The sequence below is a fragment of the Parahoeflea halophila genome (genome assembly GCF_900220985.1).
Classification (GTDB): domain Bacteria; phylum Pseudomonadota; class Alphaproteobacteria; order Rhizobiales; family Rhizobiaceae; genus Hoeflea; species Hoeflea halophila.
In genome coordinates this window covers 1,484,604-1,503,428 of record NZ_OCPC01000001.1, presented here as the reverse complement: position 1 = coordinate 1,503,428, position 18,825 = coordinate 1,484,604, and the positions used below count along the sequence as shown (strand labels likewise).

General features: G+C 61.0%; 18 protein-coding genes. 14 read left to right on the top strand and 4 right to left on the bottom strand.

Annotation, left to right across the window (positions count from 1 at the left end; translation table 11 throughout):
* Positions 1–2 precede the first annotated feature (2 nt).
* Genes CRO46_RS07050 through CRO46_RS07040 form a run of 3 tightly spaced genes read right to left on the bottom strand, consistent with a single transcriptional unit; the run spans position 3 to position 2,862 of the window.
* A complete protein-coding gene (locus CRO46_RS07050; RefSeq protein WP_244577788.1) occupies positions 3–1,040 on the bottom strand; it encodes a thiamine pyrophosphate-dependent dehydrogenase E1 component subunit alpha in 1,038 nt (345 codons plus the stop codon).
* A complete protein-coding gene (locus tag CRO46_RS07045) occupies positions 1,040–1,888 on the bottom strand; it encodes a sugar phosphate isomerase/epimerase family protein (RefSeq protein ID WP_097106254.1) in 849 nt (282 codons plus the stop codon). The genes CRO46_RS07050 and CRO46_RS07045 overlap by 1 nt, the downstream gene beginning before the upstream one ends.
* The gene (locus tag CRO46_RS07040) at positions 1,888–2,862 is read right to left on the bottom strand and encodes a sugar-binding transcriptional regulator (protein ID WP_097106253.1); all 975 of its coding nucleotides are present in this window, start codon (positions 2,860–2,862) and stop codon (positions 1,888–1,890) included. The genes CRO46_RS07045 and CRO46_RS07040 overlap by 1 nt, the downstream gene beginning before the upstream one ends.
* A 227-nt stretch (positions 2,863–3,089) precedes the next feature.
* Here CRO46_RS07040 and CRO46_RS07035 point away from each other — a divergent pair, with 227 nt between their 5' ends.
* The 6 genes from CRO46_RS07035 to CRO46_RS07010 all read left to right on the top strand — a co-directional run bounded on the left by CRO46_RS07035 (position 3,090) and on the right by CRO46_RS07010 (position 9,297).
* Positions 3,090–4,076 carry an autoinducer 2 ABC transporter substrate-binding protein gene (locus tag CRO46_RS07035; protein WP_097106252.1) on the top strand — a complete coding sequence of 329 codons (987 nt, stop codon included), beginning with the start codon at positions 3,090–3,092 and terminating at the stop codon, positions 4,074–4,076.
* Positions 4,077–4,151: 75 nt separating this feature from the next.
* A complete protein-coding gene (locus tag CRO46_RS07030) occupies positions 4,152–5,651 on the top strand; it encodes a sugar ABC transporter ATP-binding protein (RefSeq protein ID WP_097106250.1) in 1,500 nt (499 codons plus the stop codon).
* Positions 5,648–6,649 carry an ABC transporter permease gene (locus tag CRO46_RS07025; RefSeq protein WP_097106248.1) on the top strand — a complete coding sequence of 334 codons (1,002 nt, stop codon included), beginning with the start codon at positions 5,648–5,650 and terminating at the stop codon, positions 6,647–6,649. Before CRO46_RS07030 ends, CRO46_RS07025 begins: the two co-directional genes overlap by 4 nt.
* 28 nt (positions 6,650–6,677) lie before the next feature.
* Positions 6,678–7,676, top strand: a complete 999-nt coding sequence (locus tag CRO46_RS07020; protein ID WP_097106247.1) for an ABC transporter permease — start codon at positions 6,678–6,680, stop codon at positions 7,674–7,676.
* 14 nt (positions 7,677–7,690) lie between these two features.
* The gene (locus CRO46_RS07015; protein WP_097106245.1) at positions 7,691–8,692 is read left to right on the top strand and encodes a dihydroxyacetone kinase subunit DhaK; all 1,002 of its coding nucleotides are present in this window, start codon (positions 7,691–7,693) and stop codon (positions 8,690–8,692) included.
* The gene (locus tag CRO46_RS07010) at positions 8,689–9,297 is read left to right on the top strand and encodes a dihydroxyacetone kinase subunit L (RefSeq protein WP_097106243.1); all 609 of its coding nucleotides are present in this window, start codon (positions 8,689–8,691) and stop codon (positions 9,295–9,297) included. The genes CRO46_RS07015 and CRO46_RS07010 overlap by 4 nt, the downstream gene beginning before the upstream one ends.
* A gap of 106 nt (positions 9,298–9,403) precedes the next feature.
* Here CRO46_RS07010 and CRO46_RS07005 read toward each other — a convergent pair whose 3' ends face one another.
* Positions 9,404–10,483, bottom strand: coding sequence for an aldo/keto reductase (locus CRO46_RS07005; protein ID WP_097106242.1), 1,080 nt, complete (start codon positions 10,481–10,483; stop codon positions 9,404–9,406).
* 1,012 nt (positions 10,484–11,495) lie between these two features.
* Here CRO46_RS07005 and CRO46_RS07000 point away from each other — a divergent pair.
* The 8 genes from CRO46_RS07000 (at position 11,496) to CRO46_RS06965 (ending at position 18,824) form a co-directional block, all read left to right on the top strand.
* Entirely contained in the window at positions 11,496–11,726 is a 231-nt protein-coding gene (locus CRO46_RS07000) for a hypothetical protein (RefSeq protein WP_097106241.1), read from the top strand.
* A gap of 68 nt (positions 11,727–11,794) precedes the next feature.
* Positions 11,795–12,676, top strand: coding sequence for a non-homologous end joining protein Ku (gene ku, locus CRO46_RS06995; RefSeq protein ID WP_097106240.1), 882 nt, complete (start codon positions 11,795–11,797; stop codon positions 12,674–12,676).
* Positions 12,676–15,162 carry a DNA ligase D gene (ligD, locus tag CRO46_RS06990; protein ID WP_097106239.1) on the top strand — a complete coding sequence of 829 codons (2,487 nt, stop codon included), beginning with the start codon at positions 12,676–12,678 and terminating at the stop codon, positions 15,160–15,162. Before ku ends, ligD begins: the two co-directional genes overlap by 1 nt.
* A gap of 106 nt (positions 15,163–15,268) precedes the next feature.
* Positions 15,269–15,859 (top strand): TetR/AcrR family transcriptional regulator, encoded by a 591-nt coding sequence (locus CRO46_RS06985; RefSeq protein ID WP_097106237.1) that lies wholly within the window; start codon positions 15,269–15,271, stop codon positions 15,857–15,859.
* A 20-nt stretch (positions 15,860–15,879) separates the two neighbouring features.
* Complete coding sequence (locus CRO46_RS06980; RefSeq protein ID WP_210421486.1) at positions 15,880–16,638, top strand: enoyl-CoA hydratase/isomerase family protein; 759 nt, start codon at positions 15,880–15,882, stop codon at positions 16,636–16,638.
* Positions 16,631–18,115 (top strand): AMP-binding protein, encoded by a 1,485-nt coding sequence (locus CRO46_RS06975; protein WP_097106234.1) that lies wholly within the window; start codon positions 16,631–16,633, stop codon positions 18,113–18,115. Before CRO46_RS06980 ends, CRO46_RS06975 begins: the two co-directional genes overlap by 8 nt.
* The gene (locus tag CRO46_RS06970; RefSeq protein WP_097106233.1) at positions 18,112–18,468 is read left to right on the top strand and encodes a MaoC family dehydratase; all 357 of its coding nucleotides are present in this window, start codon (positions 18,112–18,114) and stop codon (positions 18,466–18,468) included. Before CRO46_RS06975 ends, CRO46_RS06970 begins: the two co-directional genes overlap by 4 nt.
* A complete protein-coding gene (locus CRO46_RS06965; RefSeq protein WP_179758972.1) occupies positions 18,468–18,824 on the top strand; it encodes a hotdog family protein in 357 nt (118 codons plus the stop codon). The genes CRO46_RS06970 and CRO46_RS06965 overlap by 1 nt, the downstream gene beginning before the upstream one ends.
* The last annotated feature ends 1 nt before the right edge of the window (position 18,825 follow it).

Genomic DNA, 18,825 nt, shown 5'->3' with positions numbered 1-18,825 from the left:
CGTTACTGCCGCGCCAGAATACGTTCAATGCGCGTGCGAACCGGTTCCGGCTCTGCTTCCTCAGGCGCGTAGACATCGCGGAACATGGAGCTCATCTGCGGCTCGTTTCCGGACACGGCGAAGTCGATGGTGGCGTCCATTTCCTGGGCGATTTCGGCATCCATGGCGTCAAGATCGGTTTCCGCCATGATGCCGGATTCAATGAGCTTGGTGCGGGCGCGCAAGACCGGATCCTTGTTGCGTCCTTCTGCTTCCTCGGCCTCGGCGCGATAGGGCGATTTGTCCTTTCTGGCGTGGCCATAAAAGCGGTAACACTCGATTGCCAGGAACGCGGGCTTGCCGGCCCGTGCGCCGGCAATCAGCTCTGCTGCGGCATCGGCCACTTCCTCAACCTCCAGCCCGTCCACCGTGCGGGCGACAAGTCCGAAGGCCTCGGCCCGCTCATGCAGCCGCGGATTGGCTGTCGCCTGGTCGATGCGTGTGCCCATGCCGTACTGATTGTTGATGCAGACAAACATCACCGGCAGTCTCCACAGCGCCGCCATGTTCATGCTTTCGTAGAGGATGCCTTGCCCCGTCGCACCGTCGCCGAAGAAGGCCAGCGAGACGACATCCTTCTTGCCGTTGCGCGCCGCCAGGCCCGCACCGACCACGGCGGGAATGCCGCCGCCGACGATGGCGTTGGCACCCAGATGGCCAAGCCCCATGTCGGCAATGTGCATAGAACCGCCCTTGCCATGGCAATATCCGGTCTCCTTGCCGGCGATTTCCGCCATCATGCGTGCGGGATCCGCCCCGCGGGCGAGAAAGATGCCATGGCCGCGGTGATGGGTGGTGAATGTGTCACCGTCATGCATGTGCGAGCACACGCCCACGGCGGCACTTTCCTCGCCGACGGACAGATGCAGCATCGACCCCGCCGACTTGCCGCGGACGAACAACTCGCCAACGCGCTCCTCGAATGTGCGCACGCGGCGCATATGGCGATAAAGATCCGGCAGACCTGAATTGCTGCCGGGCATGCTGTTCTTTTCAGTCATCAAATCAATCCATACTGCCGAGCTTTGTTGCGCAGGAACGGCAGGCCGTTTTCCATCACTTCGGCTTCGCCGGACGCCACGGGACGCCAGACCGAAAGCCCGAAGGCGATTTCCGGTGGCATGTCGATAAAGCTTTCCATTGCCAATCCCCCCTGAAAATTCACCGCGCGCAGGGCGGCGAAGATCTCGTCCCAGGCAATGGTGCCAGCGCCGGGGGTTCCGCGGTCGGATTCGGAAAGGTGGATGTATTTCAGGTGCTCGCGCGCATCGATGATGCCCTGGGCGATGCCTTTCTCCTCGATGTTCATGTGGTAGGTGTCGAGATGAACGAAGATGTTGTCCGCCCCGATCCGCTCGATCATGTCGACGGCCTGCCAGCCCGTGTTCAGAAGGTGGGTTTCGTAGCGGTTGACCGGCTCTATGCCGAGCTGAAGGCCGAGGCTCCTGGCGTGGGCTGCGGCCCGCGTCAGCGCCGAGGCGACATTGTCCAGCTCATGCCGGGTCGGCGGCTTGCCGGTGCGTTCGCCGATGCCGCCATAAATCACGCCTGACAGGGCTTCGCTGCCGATCGCGGCGCATTTGTCGAGCGCGATCTTGAGAAAATCGACCGCACCATCGGGATTGCGAGAGGCCCAGACCTGCTCGGGAAGTCCGAGAGAACACACCGAGCGCATATTGTGCGCTTCAAGCGTCTTGCGGCTGTGTTCCGCATCCACCGATGGCGGATCGAGCAATGCGATCTCGAGGAAGTCCACGCCATAGGAGGATGCCTTCGAGACAGCTTTCTCACACCCCGCAGGGTCCCATGACATGGTCCACATGCTGGTATGGACACCAAAACCCTGCATCAGCCATTTCCCTCGTCAATGCGCTCCAGGAGGAGCGTTCCAAGCGCTTCATCCACCATCAGCCGTTTGGCGAAGCCTGCGCGCAACACGGCCAGTGTAGCGGTGCATTTACCCTGGCCGCTGGCGAGCAGAACGGCATCCATGCCGGCAAATTCCCGCGGCTGGACGCACGGTGTACTCCTGTTCAACTCGATGTCGGCGATGGAGCCGTCGGCCTTGAAAAACACGCCGCAGCAATCGCCGACCACATCGGCCTGCCGCAATTGCTGGAACTGTTCCTCGCTAAAAATATCGCTTTCGAACAGGATGGCGCCATCACGGCATTCGCCGACACTCATCAAGGCGTGATCTGCCTTGCCTGCCTCTGTCAACGCGGCCTTGACCAGCCGCTGTGACTTGACCACTTCGCAGGCCTCGGCGCTGTCTGTGACGAATGGAGCCGGCAGCAGCAAGGCACGACCGCCAGTCTGTGCAGCCAGGCGTACACAGACATCGCCGGGTGCGGTGTGCGTGGCCTGGGTGACAGACCCCATGAGCGACACGAAGGTCAGGTTGGGATTGGTGACCGCTGTCACATGGTCGGCCATTGCCGAAAGAGTGCGCCCCCAGCCCACTCCGATCGTCAACGGCGTTTCGGATGCAGCAATGCGCTTGAGATAGGCCGCACCCAGCATCCCCACCGCAGTGCGGCCATAGGCGCTGTCCAGGCTGTCGCTTGGCGTGGGGGCGACTTGCACCTCCTTGAGACCAAAGGCATCGGCCAGGCGGTCGGCAAGCGCGAGTGTTCGTGATGTCCGGTGTTCGACGGATATCCGGACCAGGCCCTGCTCGCGCGCATCGGCCAGCATGCGCAGGACCTTGAAGCGGGAAATGCCCAGGCGCTCACTGACTTCCTGCTGGCTCATGGTCCCCACATAATAGAGCCAAGCCGCCTGTACGATGTCATCGTCTGCCTGACGCTTACCCGGATGCATGGCTGTTTCCCACCTCCAACTGTTGGTCGGCATAAATGGCTTGACCGCGACTTTCACCGATATATAGTCACATACGTGCAGTCAATGCACAACTGTTGCATATCGCGATACGACGGTCCATATCGCCGTCGGGTCAGGTGTGCAGCACCGAAACCTATGGAGGCACGGCCCGTTGTTTCGGGCCTCAGGGAGGTATCCGCAGCAGCGGATCAAGGTAGGAACAGACCATGAAAAAACATACGATACTCCTCGCAGGCGCACTCGTGGCCGGGACGGCTCTTTCAGCCTTCGCTGCGAGCCACGGCGGCAGCAAGCAGATTGCCACGGTGGTGAAAATCGCTGGAATTCAGTGGTTCAACCGGATGGAAGAGGGCGTGAAGAAGTTCGCCGAAGAATCCGGCAACAATGCTTACCAGGTCGGGCCCGCGCAGGCAGATCCGCAGCAGCAGGCAGCGCTGATCGAAGACATGATCGCGCAAGGCGTCGATGCGCTTGCAGTCGTGCCGATGTCGCCGGAAGCTCTCGAACCGGTGCTCAAGCGCGCAATGGACTCGGGCATCACCGTGATCACGCATGAGGCTGCAGCGCAGGAGAATACGAATTACGATCTTGAAGCCTTCGTCAACGAAGACTTCGGCGCCAACCTCATGGAGCAGCTCGCGCAGTGCATGGGCGGCAAGGGTGAATATGCCGTTTATGTCGGTTCGCTGACCTCGCAGACCCACAACCAGTGGGTTGACGGCGGCATCGCATACCAGAAGGCCAACTATCCCGACATGGTGCTGGTCGGCGACAAGAACGAAACCTTCGACGATGCCGAGAAGGCCTACACCAAGGCGCAGGAAGTTCTGCGTGCATACCCCAATATCAAGGGCATGCAAGGTTCCGCCTCCACCGATGTGGCCGGTATCGGCCGTGCTGTCGAAGAGCGCGGCATGGAAGACGACATCTGCGTCTTCGGCACCTCGCTGCCGTCCATTGCTGGGCAGTATCTGGAAACCGGCGCTGTCGATGGCATCGGGTTTTGGGATCCGGCGGTTGCCGGCGAAGCCATGAACAAGCTCGCGGTCATGGTCATGGAAGGCGAGACTGTCGCCGATGGCATGGATCTGGGATTGCCCGGCTACGAGAAGGTCACTCTCGACGGCAAGGTCATCTACGGCCAGGCATGGGTCAACGTGAACAAGGACAACATGGCGGACTATCCGTTCTGATCATGTAGCTGTCACGGGAGGGCGGCTGCCAGGCCGCCCTCCAATTGTCTAGTCTCATAAAAGTAACGAGTCGGCATGTCGGACGTGGGCGAACACGCATTCATCGACCTTGCGGGAATCACCAAACGCTATGCGGGGGTTACCGCGCTGGACGGTGTGGATTTCACGGTTCAGCCGGGTGAGGCCGTGTGTCTCGCCGGTGAGAACGGGTCGGGCAAGTCTACCCTTATCAAGATCATTTCCGGCGTCGAGAAACTGACCGAGGGCCGGATCCGGATCGGCGGCAAGGACCGCCCGGTGCTCAATCCGCGGATCTCGGCAGCGGCCGGCGTCATGGTCATCTTTCAGGATTTTTCGCTGTTTCCGAACCTCAGCGTTTACGAAAACATTGCCTTTGCGACGCAATTGTCTGCGCACAGGCGCCTGTACGAGCGCGACAAGGCGCGCGAGATCGCCCGCGAGGCGCTCGACCGCATCGGCGTGAAGATAGACCTCGATGTGCGGGTCGAAAGTCTGCCGGTTGCCCACAAGCAGCTGGTTGCCATTTGCCGGGCGCTCGCCTCCCAGGCCAAGCTGATCATCATGGACGAGCCGACGACCGCGCTTACCGAAAAGGAAGTGCGTCGGCTTCTCGGCATCATTCGACGCCTGAAGGAAGACGGAGTCGCGGTGATCTTCGTTAGCCACAAACTCGCCGAAGTGCTGGAAGTCTCGGAGAAGGTTGTCGTGCTGCGCAACGGCAAGAAGGTGGCGGAAGGTCCGGCGTCCGAATTCGACACCCAGTCGCTCGCCTATCACATGACCGGCCGCGAGATGCCGGAGACGCCGCCGAGCGCGGTTCCAGCCGGCGCCAAGACGCTGATGCGCGTCGACAACCTGGCCAAGCAAGGCTCTTTCGCGGACATAAATTTCGAGCTCAATGCGGGCGAAGTCCTGGGGATCACCGGACTCCTGGGCAGTGGGCGCACGTCGCTGGCCAAGGCGCTGTTCGGTCTGGTCGCCCCCGATCGCGGCTCGATCCAGGTCGATGGCCGCGACGTGGCAACCGGCGACCCGATTGCAGCCTGTTATGCCGGCATCGGCTATGTCCCCGAAGACCGCCTGACCGAAGGGCTGTTCCTCAGCCAGTCGATTGTCCGCAACGTTGCGATAGGCCGTCTCGACAAGCACTCGGGAAGTGGCGGATTTCTGAAAGCTTCCGCGATGATCGAAGAGGCGGCCGGCTGGCTTAAGCGGTTGAAGGTCAAGGCCCCGGACATCGACGCGCCGGTGCAATCCCTGTCGGGCGGAAACCAGCAGCGCGTCGTGCTTGCACGCTGGCTGTCGCGGGCACCACGGGTGCTCATTCTCAATGGCCCGAGCGTCGGGGTGGATGTCGGGTCAAAGGCGGACATTCACAGCATCATCCGCGATCTGTCGGCGGAAGGCATTGGCGTCATCGTGATTTCCGATGACCTGCCGGAATTGCTCGCAACCTCTCACCGCATTCTGGTGATGCGCGATGGCAGGGTCACCGACGAGGTTGCAGGAAACTCGGTGACGGAAGAAGAACTCGCGCATAGGTTGGCGTCATGAACAAGTGGGTGCCGCAGGATTTCTGGACGCGCAATGAAACGCTCGTTTCCGGCGTTATCGTGCTGTTTTGCGTTGCTGCAACGCTGTCTGATCCGCTGTTCTTATCCGTCACCACCCTGTCGGATCTGTTGCGGGCATCGATCGTCATCGGCATTCTGGCGATTGGCGCCATGCTTGTTCTGGTGTCGGGCGGTATTGATGTAAGTTTTACCGCCATTGCCGTGTTTGCCATGTATTCGGCGACGGTCTTCTCGCTGGCGGTGTGGCCTGACATGCCGTGGCCGGTGATCTTCCTGATATCGACGGCGATCGGCGCGCTGCTTGGCGCAATCAACGGTGTGTTTATCGCCTTTTTTGGCCTGCCCACACTGATCGTGACCCTGGGCACATTGTCGGTGTTTCGCGGGTTTCTGCTCACCTTCATCGGTTCCCAGCGGATTTCCGCCCTGCCGCCGGAAATGCGGGATTTTTCCCGCGGGGTGATCGCGCGCGGCACCACAGAAGCTGGCAGTTTCTATTCGTTCCCCTGGGCGCTTGCGGCACTTGTTGCGGTGATCGTGCTGACCTGGTTCATCCTGCACAAGACGATGCTGGGGCGTTCGATCTATGCGATCGGCGGATCGACCGAGAGTGCGCGGCGGCTCGGCATCAATGTCAAGGCAACGCAGTTCTTTGTCTATGTCTATGTTGGTGCCCTCGCAGGTCTTGCCGGTATCATCCATGGTTCCATGGGCCGCATGGCCGATCCGTTCTCGCTGGTGGGGCTTGAACTGTCGGTGATTGCGGCGGTGGTGTTGGGCGGGGCCCGGCTGATCGGCGGCTACGGTACTTTGACAGGCACCCTGCTAGGCGTTGCGCTGATCGTGATCGTGCAGAACAGCCTGATCGTGGTCGGGATTCCCACAACCTGGCAGTCGGTCGCCATTGGTCTCCTGATCCTGATTGGAACGGGTGTTCCGGCCTATCGTGCCAAGCGCGCGGCTACGCGAGCCGGATGAGGATGTGATGACAGTACAAGGCCAGAAAATGAGTTTTACACGGTCGCCCGAGTTTCGCTTGCTGATCATCGCCTGCGCGGTATTTGTGTTCATGTCGCTGCTGTCGCCGGACCGGTTCCTGTCGGGGCAGAACCTCACGTCGATGGCATTCCAGTTCCCGGAATTTGCAATTCTGGCCCTGGCGATGACGATCACGATGATGACCGGCGGCATCGACCTGTCCGTGGTGGGCGTCGCAAACCTTTCCGCGGTTGTCGCGGCCCTGATCCTCACACAGCTCGCGGGTCCGGAAATGGCTACCGGCCCGTCGCTGATCTGGCTCGGTTTTGCAGTGGCGGCGGCCCTGTGCATTGGCGCCGCGGCGGGTCTGGTAAACGGCTCGCTGGTTGCCTTCTTCGGGTTGCCGCCGATTCTGGCCACGCTCGGCTCCGGCCTCGTCTTCACCGGCCTGGCCATTGCCATGACCGGCGGCAGTGCGGTGATGGGGTTCCCGGCGACGGTCGCCTGGATCGGCAATGAAAGCCTGCTGGGCGTGCCGGTTCCGCTGATCCTGTTCGGACTGCTGGCGCTCGGGCTGCATCTGCTGCTGACCAAGACGGCTTTCGGCCTCAGGGTGACCATGTATGGTGCGAACCCCCTGGCAGCGCTCTACGCAGCCGTCAACATCAACCGGGTGCTGCTGAAAGTCTACGTGATCGCCGGCATGCTGGCCTCGTCTGCAGGGCTTGTTATCATGAGCCGCGCCAACTCGGCAAAGGCGGATTATGGCTCGAGCTATCTTCTGCTTGCCGTTCTCATCGCCGTGCTTGGCGGCGTCAATCCCTATGGCGGCTATGGCCGGGTGATTGGCGTGGTGCTTGCCGTGCTTTCGATGCAGTTCCTGTCGAGCGGCCTGAACATGCTGCAGGTCTCCAATTTCGCCCGTGAACTTATTTGGGGCGTGCTGCTGATCTTCGTCATGGTGATCAACAGCAATGCAATCGGCCGCGGTTTCTTCGCCCGGGCCAAACCGACGAAATCCAGCTGAAGCGGGAGGATGCCATGAAAAAGATACTCAACGATCCGGAAAAATACGTCGACGAGATGCTGGAAGGCTTCGTTGCGGCGCATCCGGAATTCTACCGGATGCACGGCGACAGCGGCAAGGTCGTCGCGCGCGCCGAAAAGGCCAAGGCGGGCAAGGTCGGCATTGTCACCGGCGGCGGGTCGGGCCACTTGCCCGTCTTCACCGGTTATGTCGGCGAAGGCCTGCTCGACGCCTGCGCGATTGGCGATGTGTTTGCCTCTCCCTCCGCCGATCAGATGGCCGACGCCATCCGCGCGGCCGATCAGGGTGCGGGCGTGCTGCGGCTTTACGGAAATTACGGCGGCGACATCATGAATTTCGACATGGCCGGCGAACTTGTCGAGTTTGACGATATCGAGTGCACGACAGTGCTTCTGACCGACGATGTGGCATCCGCCCCGCCCGAAGACCATGCAAAACGCCGTGGCGTCGCCGGTATGGTCTACGCCTTCAAGCTGGCCGGGGCCGCAGCGGAAGAAGGCCGCGACCTTGAGGGCGTGACCGCGGTGGCGCAAAAGGCTGCCGATGCCTGCCGCTCGATCGGTGCGGCGCTGTCGTCCTGCACGGTGCCGCAGGCGGGCAAGCCGACCTTCGACATTGCCGATGACGAGATGGAAATGGGCATGGGCATCCACGGCGAACCGGGGGTGTGGCGCGGCAAGCTGCGTACCGCCGACGAAATCGCCGGGGAGATGATGGACAGGTTGCTCGCCGAGACGCCGCTGTCGTCGGGCGACCGGGTTTCGGTGCTGGTCAACAGCCTTGGCGCAACGCCTCCCGAAGAGCTTTACATTCTCTACCGCACGGTGAAGCAGCGGCTTGAAGCTGCGGGCGCGACCATCGTCATGCCGCTTGTCGGACGCTATGCAACCTCGATGGAAATGTCGGGCGTGTCGTTCACGCTGTGCAAGCTCGACGATGAGCTTGAAGCCCTGCTGAAGGCTCCCTGCAACTGCGCTTTCTGGAGGGTTGGATGACCCTTTCCAAGGCGGCGCTTGTGCAGGCGATAGACCGCGTGACACTTGCCATGGAGCGTGATTTTGATGAACTCAATGCCGCGGATGGAACCCTGGGTGACGGCGACCTCGGCGTCACTCTGACCCGCGGCATGCGCGCCATCACGCAGTTGAAGGATGACCTGCCGGACGATCTGGGCATGGCGCTGATGCAATGCGCCCAAGCCTTTACCAAATCCTCGGGCTCGTCCTACGGCACGCTGATGGCGACGGGTTTGATGTCGGCTGCCAAGGCGCTCAAGGGCCAGACAGAGTTCGAGGTTGCCCAGGTATCGGATCTTGTAGCGGGTGCCCGCGACAAGATGCAGGAGCGCGGCAAGGCCGAAATCGGCGGCAAGACCGTTCTCGACAGCCTCGATGCGGTTGCCCGGGCCACCAGCGGACTGGACGACAAGGAAGCCGTTGCCTCCGCCGCCGCGGACGCCGTCGATCAGGCGCTTGAAGAGTTCCGCCAGAAACCCGCAACCATCGGCCGCGCCCGTATCTTCGCCGAAAAGAGCATCGGCCTCGATGACCCGGGCATGCTGGCCATGCAGCGCATCGTCAAGGCCGCCGCCGGGCGCTGATGCACGTCACGTTCAAATGGGTTCATTTGAATGGTAACACACACGCATCATTTCAAAGTGTTTTGGCTTCTCGCGTTCAAGTAAACCCGTTTGAACGCGATATTTACTAGATCAGCGGATCGTCGCCGCCGTAATGCCGGTCGGAGTAATCGTCGTGCAAGGCCCGGTCGGCGGCGCTGAAGCGGTCGCGGGCGAAATTGTGCTGGTGCCAGTAGGGGTAGATCAGGGGCAGCCGGCTGACATCATTGATCCGCTGCAGCTGGTCCTCGGTCAGCACGATATCCACTGCCTTGAAATTCTGCCGGAACTGCTCTTCATTTCGTCCGCCGACTACCAGCGATGAAATCGCCGGGCGCCCGAGAAGCCAGGCCAGCGCAATCTGTGCCGCCGACACATTGTGTTCCTCGGCGACAGCCACAAGCACATCGACGATGTTCCACATCCGCTCCATGTCGCGGATCGGCGGCTCGTTCCATCCGGCCGCCTGCCGGGATCCTTCAGGCGCATCCTGGCCGCGCCTGTGCTTGCCGCTCAGCAGGCCGGCAGCGAGCGGGGACCAGACCAGAACTCCAAGACCCTGATCGACCGATAGGGGCAGCAATTCATACTCGGCTTCGCGTGCTTCCACCGAATAGTGGATCTGCTGGGTGGCAAAGCGCGATGCATGGCTTGGCGCTACCGCCAGGGATTTCATCACATGCCAGCCGGAATAATTCGAACAACCGGCATAGCGGATCTTGCCTTGCTGGATGAGGGTGTCGAGTGCGGCCATCTTTTCCTCGACCGGTGTCGTGCCGTCCCATTCGTGCATGTAATAGATATCGACATGATCGGTGCGCAGGCGTTTGAGCGTCCGTTCGCATTCGCGGATGAGGTGCCAGCGTGACACGCCCTCGTCGTTCGGCCCGTCACCGATGCGCATCCGCGCCTTCGAGGTGACCAGAATGTTGGAATAGCGGCCTTCGAGGACTTCTCCGAGTATCTCTTCTGCAAGTCCGGTCGAGTACATATTCGCGGTATCGAAAAGATTGACACCATTGTCGATGCACAGATCCACCAGCCTGCGCGCCTCCGCGACACCCTGTTCGGCCACCATGCCGAACGGTCCCTTTCCGCCAAAGGTGAACGTACCCATGGTGATTTCGGAGACTTTCAGTCCGGTGCGTCCGAGTGTGCGGTATTTCATGATCTATCCTTAGGCTGTAAAATCGAGTGCCAGTGCAGGCTACTTGGCAAGCAGCTTGCAATGTCGGCCGGAACCCGTTGGTTCCGTGTCGAGTAGAAATGATTTTGTCTAATAAAACCAGTAGCGCATGACTGTCAGATGGTCGCGCATTGCCAGATTGGCTGTGTCTGGAGCCGAATTAACGGCAGGGCGGTTTTCAAGCCGTCATTTCGGCCATTCAGTCGGCCGCCCCGTTACGATTGGTAAATCAGGTTAGAAGGAACCATGGTTCCAATTAGGACCAACCCAATATCCGGGAGCAAAAGCCCTTAAGAAATGCGACAATTGGAGCAGATACGGATGAGCCGGTTCTGACTCGATTGGAGACAAGGGGGCATTGGATTTCCGGCATCTTTAACAAGGCTGGCTTCGGCATGATCGTAACCTGGGACTCGGGACCAACTTCACGGAAGGCAAGGTCGCGGATTTCCGCACAGCCGTGCAGGCTAAGGATGACGAAACAGTTTATTTTCCTGGATCGAGTGGCCCGACGAAGAGACAAGCGACACGACCATGAAGACGATGAACGACTGGATGGAGAACCCCGAAAAGGTCGATCCGCGCATGGACCCAAAAAGGAATCCGATGTCGTTCGGCGGCTAGCGGCTCATCCATGAGGGCTTCGAACCGGTGGTGGAAGTCTGACAATGCCGAGACAAGTACCTTGCGCGCAATCGACACTGGCCAGACGGGTGAACCGCCCCCCCGGCCTGCTTCGTTGCCGGGTGGACCGCGGCCGATTCCAAGACCGGATACCAGTTCACAACATTCCAACCCGCCCGGCAACAACGGCATTGGTGAGCTGGGGGTCAGCAGTGCGGCCGGGCAATCCCCGATGCGGTGCACAAGGCAACCGGCGTGCAAGGTAGGAAATACCCGATCCATCCGGAAGACGTGCTGCAGTAGACCTGCTGCAAAGCGGATGGAACCCGAGCAGGGTTTTGGCGTTTGACTCTGAAGCCAGGAGAACGCCATGCGAACCCGCACATTCATCGCCGGCACGATCGCCCTGCCCATCAATGCCGTGCTCTTCGGAGCCGGTGCGATCACCGTGTTATCCATCCCCGCGCTCGCCGAGCAGGCCAGGTATCTCTTGCCCGCTGTCATCGTGGCTGGCTTCGTGGCTGCAGTTCCGCTTGCCTGGATGCTCGCACCGAAGCTGCGCGCCGGTGAGCATTATTCCGATGTCGGGAGCAATGCCTGAGGCCTGGGTTGGTGGGGATGTCAACACGCCCCATCCTTTCACATGACACTCGAAGTCTGGAGTAGATGATGGCTGCACGACCGGTCTGGAAGGGGCAACTCCGCCTGTCGCTGGTGTCGATCCCGGTGGAAATGTACTCGGCAACGAAAACGGGTGCGCGTGTCAGCTTCCGCCAGATTCACGAGCCTTCGGGCAAGTCTGTGCGCTACCAGAAGACGGTGCCCGGCGTCGGCCCGGTCGATGCCGGCGATATCATGAAGGGCTACGAGTACGAAAAGGATCAGTACCTGCTGATCGATCCCGACGACATTGACGAGATCAAGCTCGAAACCAAGAAGACGCTAGAGCTGGTCCAGTTCGTCGACGCCTGTGAAATCCCCCCGCTCTACTTCGACAAGCCTTATTACCTGGTGCCGACTGACGACCTGGCGGAAGACGCTTACCGCGTTGTGCGCGACGCGCTGCGCTCGACCAAGATGGTGGGGCTCGGCCAGGTCACGATGCGCGGAAAGGAATATCTCGCAGCCGTCAAACCCTGCGGTGACGGGCTGTTGCTCGAAACGTTGCACTACGCCGAGGAAATCCGCGATGCGGACCCACTGTTTTCCGACATCGAGGATGACACGGCCGACGAGGAATTGCTCGAGGTGGCCAAGTCGTTGATTGAGCGCAAAGCCGGTCCGTTCAAGGCCGATGCGTTCAAGGACAATTACTCAATCGCGCTCAAGGAGCTGATTGAGCGCAAGACCAGAAGCAAGTCGACCAAGCGTGTCCAGACTGATGACAGCGAAGGCGAAAGTGGCGGTGGCGACAATGTGATTGATCTGATGGCTGCCCTGAAGCAAAGCCTGGCCAAGGCTGACGGCAAATCTTCCGGCAAATCCGCCAGCAAGTCGGGCAAGGCCAATTCCAAGACCTCCAAGACAGCGGCGAAGAAGAAGTCGGCCTGATGTCTGTGTCGGCCGACAGGCTTGCCGAGTATGTCGCCAAGCGGGATTTCAGCAAGACAGCAGAACCGAGTGGCGATGCGCAGTCCAAGGCGTCCGACCGGCCGGCCTTCGTGGTGCAGAAGCATGATGCCCGGCGGCTGCACTATGATTTTCGCCTGGAATGGGAAGGGGTCCTACTGAGCTGGGCGGTCACCAAGGGGCCAAGTGCCATGACCTCGGTCAAGCGGCTGGCGGTACGGACGGAAGATCACCCGCTCGATTATGGCGGTTTCGAAGGCACGATCCCGGCAAAGCAGTATGGTGCAGGCACCGTGATGCTTTGGGACCAGGGCTGGTGGGAGCCGCAGGAGGATTTCGCCAAGGGTTTGAAATCGGGAAAGCTTAAATTCATCCTGCACGGGCAGAGAATGAAAGGGCGCTGGACCCTGGTTCGGATGCGTACCAAGGAAAAGCGCGAAAACTGGTTGCTGATCAAGGAACACGACAGTTTCGAGGAAGAGGACGAAGACGGTCTCATCCAGCGCTACGTCACCAGCGTCGCCAGTGCCCGGAGTATGGACGAGATCGCGGCGGGCACAGCACCTCGCAAGCAGCCGACAAAGGCTGCCCGGAAAAAACACGACAAGGTCACTTTCACGTTGCCGACCCCGAGGTTTCGCAAGCCGCAACTGGCCAAGCTCAGCGACCAGGTGCCTGAAGGCGATGAGTGGCTGCATGAGACGAAGTTCGATGGCTACCGTTGTCTGGCCGCCCTGGGAAAGAGCGGGGTAAAGCTCTACACCCGCTCCGGTCGCGACTGGAGCGATCGCTATACCGGATTGCCGGAGGCTTTCGCAGCCCTTGATTGCCGCAATGCGTTGATCGATGGCGAGGTGGTTTCGGCAGGCAAGGCAAGCGGTTCGCCCTTCTCGGCGCTTCAAGCCGATCTTGAAAAGGGGCGGCCGGTCATTTTCATGGCCTTTGATCTGCTCGAACTCAATGGTGAGAAGCTCCACAAGCAGCCGTTGACGGAGCGCAAGGCAGCGCTGGCGTTGCTGCTCGAGGGGCAGGGAAAGGACACGCCGATCCGATACTCCGAGCACGTGGCCGGGCACGGGCCCGAGGTTTTCGAGGCGGTCGAGAAGGCTAGTGGGGAAGGGATCATCAGCAAGGCCTGCGACAGCACCTATGCGGGCACCCGCAGCGGCAGCTGGCTGAAGATCAAGACCAAGCAGAGACAAGAATTCATCGTCGGCGGTTTCTCGCCCTCGTCTGCAAAGCACCGACCATTCGCGTCACTGCTGGTCGGCTCACGTGAAAATGGGAAGTTCGTCTATCGGGGTCGCGTAGGCGCCGGGTTCGGTGAAGCCGATCTCGACAGGCTTTCCTCCCTGATGCGGAAGCGCATGCGAGAGACCAGCCCCTTTGCCGAGGTTCCGGGCGATGTCGCCCGCTCTGCCCGCTGGGTCAGGCCCGATCTGGTGGTTGAGGTTGAGTATGCCGAGCTTACGGATCAGGGCAGTATCCGGCATGGCGTGTTTCAGGGCATGCGCGAGGACAAGGAGGCAGAGGTGGTGAAACTTGAGAAACCGGAAAAGGCCAGCGGTGAAACCAGGACCGTGCTGGGCGTGCGCATCAGCAGCCCGGACCGGGTGGTGTTTCCCGATGCCGGATGCACGAAGGGCGACGTGGCGGCATATTACGCCAAGGCTTCCAAGCGGATGCTGCAGTCGTCGGGAGATCGCCCGGTGTCGCTGCTCAGGTGCCCGGACGGCAGGGACGGGGACTGTTTTTTCCAGAAGCATGCGGGCAAGGGGTTTCCCGACGGGATAGGGACCGTCGACATTGAGGAAAGTTCCGGCAAGACCGAACCCTACATGGTAATCAGGGACGCGGCAGGCTTTGCCGCCGCGGCGCAGATGGGCACCATCGAGTTTCACATCTGGGGGGCGCGTACCGATATTCTGGAGAAGCCGGACCGGTTGGTTTTCGATCTTGACCCGGATGAAGGGCTGACATTCTCCGACGTCAAGAAGGCTGCCAGGGATGTGCGCGATCTGCTCGCCGGCATCGGGCTTGAAAGCGTGCCGATGGTCACCGGCGGCAAGGGCGTGCATGTGGTGGTGCCGCTCAGACGGACGGCTGAATGGGAAACGGTCACCGTCTTTGCGCGCACCGTTGCCAGCTTCATGGCGCAGCGCAATCCGGACCGCTATGTGGCGACGATGTCGAAGGCGAAACGAAAGGGCAAGATCTTCATCGACTGGTTGCGCAATGACAGAGGATCGACGGCGGTGGCGCCCTATTCGATCCGGGCGCGCAAGGGTGCCCCGGTCGCCGTTCCTGTCACCTGGCAGGAATTGTCGCGCCTGCGCGCGGCGAATTCCTTCGACATCAGCAAGACGCTCAAACGGCTGGACAAGCCCTGTCCGCTTCAATCGGTTGAAGCAAATCAGTCGATATCGCAAGCGGTCGTCGAGGCACTCGAGGCACAGATCTCGGCTTAGCCTGGTGTTCCGGTCGTCACGAACTGGTTCAGCAGCTTGGTTGGGTGATCGGCAAATGACAGTCTGAGAGCTTGCAAATTGAAATATGAATCAGTATTCATGTTTTATGGCGACCAATGCTTACCCCAGAACCAAGAGAGGCATCGCCCGGCGCGAGCAGATCCTGCGTGCGGCAGAGGCCACGATCGGCGAGCAGGGGTTTTCGGCCGCCTCGATTGCGGACATCACCCGGCAAGCCAAGACAGCGCTTGGTACGTTCTATATCTATTTTTCCAGCAAGGAAGACGTGTTCCGGGAACTGGTTCTGGAAATGGGTCAGCTGACGCGCGGCGTCGTCACCGAAGCCGTGACCGACGCGCCGAACCGGCTGGATGCCGAGCGGGCCGGGCTCAAGGCCTTCCTGCGCTTTGTTGCCGCACGTCCGTCGCTGTACCGGATCGTCGAGGAAGCCCGATTCATCGATTCCGAGGCCTACAAGGCCTATTTCACCAGTTTCGCCAAGGCCTATGCAGTGCAGCTTTCCGAGGCCGCCGCAGCGGGCGAATTGCGCCCGGGTGATGCCGAGGTCCGCGCCTGGGCGCTGATGGGCATCGCCAAAACGCTGGGCGAGCGGTACGTGTTGTGGGACGACACGTCCGATATCGACCACATCGTCGATGAAGCTTTCGCGATGATCCGCGACGGCCTGGCGCCATGACACCGCGGATCAGTTTGCAAATGCTTGAACTGGCTGACGGCACGCTGTGCGCGCGGCTGACACTTAACGGCGGCCGGGCCAATTCCCTGGAACCCGATTTGCTGCGGGACCTGGCTGCTGCCCTCAACGACGCCGAGGCAAAGGATGCAAAAGTCATCCTGCTCTGCGGCGGGCGGAACTTCTCGAGCGGGGGCGACGTGCGCGGATTTCATCAGGCATCGCTGGCCGGGGAAGCTGTCGCCTATGCGGGTCAGGTGGTCCCGCCTCTGCAGGCAATCGTTGCCCGGCTGATTGCCATGCCCCGCCTTGTCGTGGTGGCCGCACGCGGGGCGATCACCGGCGGTTCCGCCGGGTTGCTGTTTGCTGCTGACCTTGCGGTGCTGGCACCTGACGCCTTTGTGCAGCCCTATTATCCGCAGGTCGGCTTTGCTCCCGACGGAGGCTGGACAGCGGTGCTGCCGGAACGTATCGGCGCCGGACGCACGCTCGAGTGGCTGCAATCGGACGGGAGACTGTCTGCGCAGGAGCTATGCGATCTGGGGCTGGCGAGAGGTATTTCCGATCATCCGGAGGAAACGGCGGTCGAGCTTTCGGCTAATGGCGCATTCGGCAGCCGGCTCACGGCCAAGGCACTTATCTGGGATGCTGATCGCCGCGAGCAAATCAATGTTCGGCTGGAGGCTGAGACGAAGGCCTTCCTGGACCGGATTGCCCGGGCTGACACCACTTTGGGCATGTCGCGACTTCTCGAGCGCATCGGGGCCAAAGCCGATGTTTGACACGATCCCCGACATGGCCTCAAAGCGAGCCGAAATCTCACCCGATGCCACAGCCTTTGTCGATGCCGGAAGCGGGCGGGAGTGGCATTTCTCGGATATCAACATGGCAGCCAACGCGATTGCTGCCGGATTGAGGCGAGCCGGGTTGCAACAGGGCGACCGTCTGGCGATCCTGTGTCTCAACCGGGTCGAGTTCTTCATCACGCTGTTTGCCTGCCAGAAAACCGGCATCATCCTGTGTCCGCTCAACTGGCGGCAGCCGGCGCCGGAACTGGTCGAGACGCTCGCGCCGGTGGGGGCCAGGGCGATCATCCATGATGCGGCTCAGGCCGGGCTAGCTGGCGATGTGGCGCGCGCGTTCCGGATTCCCGAATTTGCCATGGAAACCGATATCGCCGGATGGATCGAAGCCGGCGGAACAGTCCCGGTTACAGCGGTGGCTGCGGACCAGCCATGGTACCTGTTGTTCACATCGGGAACAACAGGTCGGCCGAAAGCAGTAATTCAGACGGCGCAGATGGCCTGGGCCAATGCGGTCAACATCTCGCAAGCCACGAGGATGACGGCGGAAGACCGCTCGGTCAATTTTCTGCCGCTGTTTCACACCGCGGGCATCAATCTCTACACGCTGCCTCTGTACCTGCTGGGAGGCTCGTCGACGGTTCTGCCGAAATTCGAACCGGGACAGATCTTCGATCTGCTGCGGCAGGGCAAGGTGACGCAGTTTTTCGGTGTTCCGGCGATCTACCAGGCCTTCAGCCTGTTGCCCGACGTGGGGGAAATCAACTGGAGCGCGATCCGCTGCGGCTGTGGCGGCGCACCTTTGCCCGAGCCACTGATCCGGCTGTTTTCCGGGCTCGGGGCCAAGGTGCTCAACGGCATGGGCATGACCGAAACCGGGCCGACAGTATTTCTGATGGATCCGAAAAACGCCGAGCGGAAGATCGGGTCTGTCGGACGGGCGCAGATGCTGACCGAGATGCGTCTTGACGGCGTGGCCGCCGGGGAGGCGGGGGCCGGGGAGATCCAGCTTCGAGGCCCCAACATCACGCCGGGATACTATCTGAACGAAAGAGCCACGCGGGATGCCTTCACCGAGGATGGCTGGCTCAGGACCGGCGATGTCGGGCGGCGCGACGAGGATGGCTACATCTTCATCGTCGACAGGATCAAGGACATGTATATTTCCGGCGGCGAGAATGTCTATCCGGCCGAAGTCGAGCGGGTGCTCAACGAACACCAGGACGTGCTCGAGGCTGCGGTGATCAGCATGCCCGACACCAAATGGGGCGAAGTGGGAGCGGCCTTCATCATTGCCCGCCCTGGCGCCAGCCTTAATCCGGAAGAGATCAGGCGCTGGAGCCGGGAGCGCATGGCGGCCTACAAGGTGCCGGTGAAGGTCACGCTGGTGGAGGATTTCCCGCGCACCGCGGCCGGAAAAGTCCGCAAACCGGAATTGAGGTCCCTGCTGTCATGAAGATCGAGCTCTCAAACCGATGGACGCCGACCCAGACCGAGTTCGACCTGTTCGCGCAGATTTCCGGCGATGACAATCCGATCCATGTCGATCCCGAATTCTCGGCCCGGACCGCGTTCGGGCGCACGGTCAGTCATGGCATGCTGATCTACACCAGGCTTTGGGGTCTGCTGATTGCGGCTCACCCGGAGATTTCGCAGACGGGCCAGTCGATGATGTTTCCCAATCCCTGCTACACCGGCGAACCGGTTCAGCTGACTATCAGCGGAGAATGTCCCGGTACGCTTTCTGTCCGGGCGGTCAGGTCGTCCGATGGCGCAGAGCTTATGGTTGGCGAAGCGGAGGTGGCGTGATGCGGGTTGGGCAATCGGCGAGCATTAGCCGCAGTTACACTCAGGCAGATCTGGAAGGCTTTGCCAGCTTGAGCGGATCGGCTGTTCCCGAAACCATTCCGGAGCCGCTGGTCGCGGCGCTGTTTTCCTTCCTGCTCGGGGTCGAGCTTCCGGGACCAGGCACGAATTACCTCAAGCAGGAGCTCAGATTTCTGGCACAGGCGTCGCCGGGAACCGAACTGACGGCGAAGGTCGAAATCACCAGGCTGCGCCCGGACAAGCATCTCGTCGACCTCTGGGCCACCTGCAGGGATGCGGACGGTGTGCTGATCTGCGAGGGGCGCTCGCTGGTCAAGGCCAAGGATGTGGCAGCATAAG

What these genes read in the sequence shown, in the direction of transcription:
- CRO46_RS07050 (WP_244577788.1), bottom strand. Translation starts at nt 1,040, where the DNA reads ATGACTGAAAAGAACAGCATGCCCGGCAGCAATTCAGGTCTGCCGGAT.
- CRO46_RS07045 (WP_097106254.1), bottom strand. Translation starts at nt 1,888, where the DNA reads ATGCAGGGTTTTGGTGTCCATACCAGCATGTGGACCATGTCATGGGAC.
- CRO46_RS07040 (WP_097106253.1), bottom strand. Translation starts at nt 2,862, where the DNA reads ATGCATCCGGGTAAGCGTCAGGCAGACGATGACATCGTACAGGCGGCT.
- CRO46_RS07035 (WP_097106252.1), top strand. Translation starts at nt 3,090, where the DNA reads ATGAAAAAACATACGATACTCCTCGCAGGCGCACTCGTGGCCGGGACG.
- CRO46_RS07030 (WP_097106250.1), top strand. Translation starts at nt 4,152, where the DNA reads ATGTCGGACGTGGGCGAACACGCATTCATCGACCTTGCGGGAATCACC.
- CRO46_RS07025 (WP_097106248.1), top strand. Translation starts at nt 5,648, where the DNA reads ATGAACAAGTGGGTGCCGCAGGATTTCTGGACGCGCAATGAAACGCTC.
- CRO46_RS07020 (WP_097106247.1), top strand. Translation starts at nt 6,678, where the DNA reads ATGAGTTTTACACGGTCGCCCGAGTTTCGCTTGCTGATCATCGCCTGC.
- CRO46_RS07015 (WP_097106245.1), top strand. Translation starts at nt 7,691, where the DNA reads ATGAAAAAGATACTCAACGATCCGGAAAAATACGTCGACGAGATGCTG.
- CRO46_RS07010 (WP_097106243.1), top strand. Translation starts at nt 8,689, where the DNA reads ATGACCCTTTCCAAGGCGGCGCTTGTGCAGGCGATAGACCGCGTGACA.
- CRO46_RS07005 (WP_097106242.1), bottom strand. Translation starts at nt 10,483, where the DNA reads ATGAAATACCGCACACTCGGACGCACCGGACTGAAAGTCTCCGAAATC.
- CRO46_RS07000 (WP_097106241.1), top strand. Translation starts at nt 11,496, where the DNA reads ATGCGAACCCGCACATTCATCGCCGGCACGATCGCCCTGCCCATCAAT.
- ku (WP_097106240.1), top strand. Translation starts at nt 11,795, where the DNA reads ATGGCTGCACGACCGGTCTGGAAGGGGCAACTCCGCCTGTCGCTGGTG.
- ligD (WP_097106239.1), top strand. Translation starts at nt 12,676, where the DNA reads ATGTCTGTGTCGGCCGACAGGCTTGCCGAGTATGTCGCCAAGCGGGAT.
- CRO46_RS06985 (WP_097106237.1), top strand. Translation starts at nt 15,269, where the DNA reads ATGGCGACCAATGCTTACCCCAGAACCAAGAGAGGCATCGCCCGGCGC.
- CRO46_RS06980 (WP_210421486.1), top strand. Translation starts at nt 15,880, where the DNA reads ATGCTTGAACTGGCTGACGGCACGCTGTGCGCGCGGCTGACACTTAAC.
- CRO46_RS06975 (WP_097106234.1), top strand. Translation starts at nt 16,631, where the DNA reads ATGTTTGACACGATCCCCGACATGGCCTCAAAGCGAGCCGAAATCTCA.
- CRO46_RS06970 (WP_097106233.1), top strand. Translation starts at nt 18,112, where the DNA reads ATGAAGATCGAGCTCTCAAACCGATGGACGCCGACCCAGACCGAGTTC.
- CRO46_RS06965 (WP_179758972.1), top strand. Translation starts at nt 18,468, where the DNA reads ATGCGGGTTGGGCAATCGGCGAGCATTAGCCGCAGTTACACTCAGGCA.